The sequence below is a fragment of the Oleiphilus sp. HI0086 genome (assembly GCF_001635225.1).
The window spans coordinates 1-4,239 of the sequence record NZ_LWFZ01000815.1; the positions used below are offsets into that span (position 1 = coordinate 1).

Annotated in this window: 5 protein-coding genes; all 5 read left to right on the forward strand. The window is 37.2% G+C overall.

The genetic code is table 11. The features are described 5' to 3' along the window. A partial coding sequence (locus A3756_RS14450) for a glycosyltransferase (RefSeq protein WP_156490487.1) occupies positions 1-326 on the forward strand: 326 nt, incomplete at its 5' end. 285 nt (positions 327-611) lie between these two features. Further along, the gene (locus A3756_RS14455) at positions 612-1,610 is read left to right on the forward strand and encodes a hypothetical protein (protein WP_156490488.1); all 999 of its coding nucleotides are present in this window, start codon (positions 612-614) and stop codon (positions 1,608-1,610) included. Next, the gene (locus A3756_RS14460; protein WP_068553144.1) at positions 1,597-2,217 is read left to right on the forward strand and encodes a DapH/DapD/GlmU-related protein; all 621 of its coding nucleotides are present in this window, start codon (positions 1,597-1,599) and stop codon (positions 2,215-2,217) included. Before A3756_RS14455 ends, A3756_RS14460 begins: the two co-directional genes overlap by 14 nt. A gap of 67 nt (positions 2,218-2,284) precedes the next feature. Continuing rightward, the gene (locus A3756_RS14465) at positions 2,285-2,521 is read left to right on the forward strand and encodes an acyltransferase (RefSeq protein ID WP_068553747.1); all 237 of its coding nucleotides are present in this window, start codon (positions 2,285-2,287) and stop codon (positions 2,519-2,521) included. Positions 2,522-3,063: 542 nt separating this feature from the next. After that, a partial coding sequence (locus tag A3756_RS14475) for an acyltransferase (RefSeq protein WP_156490489.1) occupies positions 3,064-4,239 on the forward strand: 1,176 nt, incomplete at its 3' end.

Sequence of the window (4,239 nt, forward strand, 5' to 3'; positions counted from 1 at the left end):
TTAATAGGCTCTCAGATATTTTTGTGCTTCCTACTCTACATGAAACCCTGTCAAATGCACTATTAGAAGCTTCTTGTGCGCCCTTACCTTTGATAGCCTCCAATACTGGAGGAGTGCCGGAAATAGTTCAAACAGGGTTCAACGGAGTTTTGGTAGAGCCTGGCGACGCTGAGGGGTTGGCGAAGGCGATACTGTCTCTAGCAGATGAGCCAACTTTACGATTTGAATATGCTCAAAACGCGCATGGGCAAATCGAAGAAAAGTTCTCAAATAAGGATATAATTGCTAAGTTGCGTCTTGTATATCATCAATTGCTTGATCAGTAAGAGTGACAGTCGTAAATGCTAGAGTTCAAAAAGGAAGAGCCCATCAGCTTACAAGGGAAAGTCTCTATAATACTTTTCTGCAGCTTGGTGTTAATGTCTTTCCTGCCTCAACTACGTGCTCTATCATTTTTTAACTACTTGTGGCCACTTAATTTATTCGCGTGGTTGCTTTTCTCCTTTTTAACTAATACAAACTTCTTTTTAAAGCCGACATTTCATCGTTTGGTGACTTATACGTTCTTCGTGTACGTTTTATCAATTTCTATTGCCTCTGGTAACTCATTTATGGCAAATAGATATCTCGAATACTTCCAATTGATTGTTTTCTTATGGGGATTTGAGTTTTATTCAGCAAATTTTGATAATAAGCGTGTCAACGAAAAAATACTTGCTCTTCTTAGCCCTTTTGTATTGATCACGAGTATTAATACTATCCACATGTATATTACGAATCCTAATATTTCAAGAACAGCAAAAAAGGATACGGCAGAAGGTTTGGCTCAAATGAGCCAAGGTATCGCGGGTTATGACTTTGTGTATTTTATAGTTTTCATATTTGCTGGATTAATGTATCTATCATTTTCTTTTGATCGTAAGCTGTTAGTTAAAATAACCTTATTAGCTTTGGCTGCTTTGCTATTTGTAAATATTGTTCTATCAAACTTTATGATTGCAATGCTTCTTTCTCTGATGGTTTTGTTCTGTCGTTTTTTCGTATATAAAACTAACAAGATTTGGCTGCTGGGTTACCTGACTTTATTTATCATTATGGTTCCTGCATTTTCTTTATTGTTTGATGTCTTATTTGACGCACTTATAGAGCTAAATAAAGGCTCTTTAAATGAGAAAAGGTTGTTGGAAATTAAATTGATATTAAGCTCAGGGATTGTAGAGGCTTCTTTGGGAGCTAGGTTGCATGCTTTTGAATTGAGCTTGCAGGCATTTGCGAACTTCCCATTAACAGGGATTGTTATCAACAGTATTAAGAATACTTCTGGAGTTGTAACTGGGTTTGGACAGCACTCATTCTTACTTGATTCTTTTGCTCTATTTGGTGGGATTGTTGGTTCAGTCAGCGTGTATGTGTTCTTAGCGCCGGTAGTGCAAATGTTTAGAGAGCGAAGAGATATTAACTACAGCAGCTTTCCCTTTTTAGTGTGTTTTATGGTTTTGATTCTGTTCACTGTAAATAATGTTACTCCATCTGTAGGAGCAGCGGTCTTTTTTATTATTCCTTCGATTTTTTCTTATATGAAGAGGAAAATTTCAAATGAACTTGCTTAGTATCGACCATAAAAAAACTATCAAACTGACTATAACTGTGATGAGACGAGTTTGTTATTTTCCTTTTAAATTTTTTGCATTCGTAAACTTCTCCATTCGGAAAACTTTGTTTGGAAGTGGTAACGCTCTTAATTATTTGACGCAAATTGATGCTGAAGGAGTTATTTTTATTCTTTGTGCTTACGGTGCTAAGATCGGAAAAAACTGTGATATTCAGCCTGGTATCACTTTTCATAACTGCAAAAATTTCAAAAACCTATTAATCGGAAATAACTGTCATATTGGGAAAGGCTGTTTTTTCGATCTGCGCGACTCTGTGACTGTAGAGGATAACGTTGTTATATCGATGTACAGTAAGTTCGTCACACATATTGATATGACTAAAAGTGTACTGAGCGATGAGTTTCCTGCTGCAAGTGCAGGTATTAGAATTGGTTCTGATAGCTACTTGGGTATAGGTTCAACTGTTCTCATGGGGGTCGAGCTAGGTTCAAAAGTTTTAGTTGGTGCAAATAGTTTGGTCAATGTTTCGGTTCCCAGTAATTCCCGTGTTGCTGGGACTCCTTGCAAGGCTATTCTTAGTAAGAATACAAATGAGTCATTATGAAATTCAGTCTATTTTTATGTGCTCTTTGTTTACCAAGCCATTTTGTCCCTCTTAGGAATTAAATTTCATGTTATACCGAGCTGATATAGACGGCTTGAGAGCCTTGTCTGTACTTCTAGTTATTTTCTATCACGCGGATATGACACTTTTCTCTGGCGGTTTTGTTGGCGTCGATGTTTTCTTTGTTATTAGTGGTTTCTTGATAACTACTTTTGTATATGAAGAAGTTAAGAGTGGTAAATTTACCTATATTGGTTTTTACAAACGCCGCATAGCTAGACTGTTTCCTGCAGTGATAGTTTGATTATAATAGGGCCTCATCTTGAAGTTGGGGGAACCGGGAGTCTATCACCGACTATTTTCCTTGATAAAGACGAGTACAAGGAAAGCCTAAAGTTGTTAGTTTTGTTGAATAATGAGTATTTGAAGGCAGCAAATGAATATTTTAAATTGGAGTTTAGTAAAGGCGACGTACCAGTCATCTATCCGACTAAAATATGGAGTAGTAACGGAGGTATAACTCTGCATGATAGCAACTGGTCGTTTTTCAAAGATGCACATCACGTATCAAGAAGCAGTACCAACTATATTACGGCACGCTTGAGGCGAGAATTAGGTGTAATGCCCGCGCAGAATAGTCAATAATATGTAGTATTTATTTTGAGTCGAATAGCGAACTTAGGTTCTATTTACATGAGTAACTTAATATCAATCATGCCATGAAATAGTGGTTGATAGAACAGAATATTGATTGATCAAACTGTTTTAAAAACTTTCTAGCACCGCAGTAGTTTTGGCAGTTAGGAAGTTAACGTCGAAATTTATATACAATCAAGGAATGTTATCTTGAAATACCGTCCCGAAATAGATGGCTTACGAGCGCTTGCAGTTGTCCCCGTTATATTTTTTCACGCAGGATTTTCATTATTTAGCGGTGGGTTTGTTGGTGTAGATGTTTTCTTTGTTATTAGTGGATATTTAATTACGACAATAATAATGAAGGAAATGGCGCAAGGCGACTTCAGTCTAACGAGGTTCTATGAAAGAAGAGCTAGAAGGATTTTACCTGCACTGTTTCTAGTCGTTTTAGCTTCATTTCCTTTTGCATGGTATTGTTTATCACCAAGTGAATTGAAAGACTTCTCGAATAGTCTTGTAGGCGTTGCTACGTTTTCTTCTAATATTCTATTTTGGAGAGAAAGTGGTTACTTTGATACAGCTGCGGAGTTAAAGCCTCTATTACATACATGGAGTTTGGCTGTAGAGGAGCAATATTATATTTTCTTTCCAGTGCTGTTGTTGCTGATACAGAAATTTTGTAACAGGTTACTTGTTTTCCTATTATTTATCATTTCATTTGGCAGCCTTTTATTAGCCAACTGGGCTGTGGACAAATATCCTTCTGGTGCATTTTTCCTCCTGCCGATGCGGGCTTGGGAGCTCATGATTGGTGTATTCTGTGCCATATATCTAATCCGGGGTGAGTGGAATTTACCCAAGTTGTTTTATAATGTAGCGAGTTTAATTGGATTGCTATCTATTGTGATGGCTATTTTATTCTTTGATGAAAGTACTCCAACACCTAGTTATTATACGCTGCTGCCGACTATAGGCACTGCACTTATAATTTTATTTACTAGGGCTGAAACACTTACATTCAAGTTACTAAGCTTTAAACCCGCAGTTAGCATTGGTCTAATTTCGTATTCTGCTTATCTCTGGCATCAACCCGTCTTAGCGTTTGCTAGGTATTACTTGATAGATAGTTTAACCACTCTTGTTCTATCTCTGTTATGCTGTTTATCATTCATAATGGCCTACTTTTCATGGCGTTATGTTGAAAAACCATTTCGTCGTGGTACGCGTTTCAATCAAAATCGAGTCTTATGGGTATCTTCTGCCTCACTAATCTTTCTCGGTGCATTAGGGAGCTACGGGAATATAAGCAACGGATTCTACGATAATAGGGTTGAGTATCCAGTCGTTGTTAATTCAGAATTGTTGAAACTTGCTGGAGAAGAC

Bases quoted from the DNA above. Each gene is read 5' to 3' on its own strand.
- A3756_RS14455 (WP_156490488.1), top strand. From the start codon at position 612: ATGGCAAATAGATATCTCGAATACTTCCAATTGATTGTTTTCTTATGG.
- A3756_RS14460 (WP_068553144.1), top strand. From the start codon at position 1,597: ATGAACTTGCTTAGTATCGACCATAAAAAAACTATCAAACTGACTATA.
- A3756_RS14465 (WP_068553747.1), top strand. From the start codon at position 2,285: ATGTTATACCGAGCTGATATAGACGGCTTGAGAGCCTTGTCTGTACTT.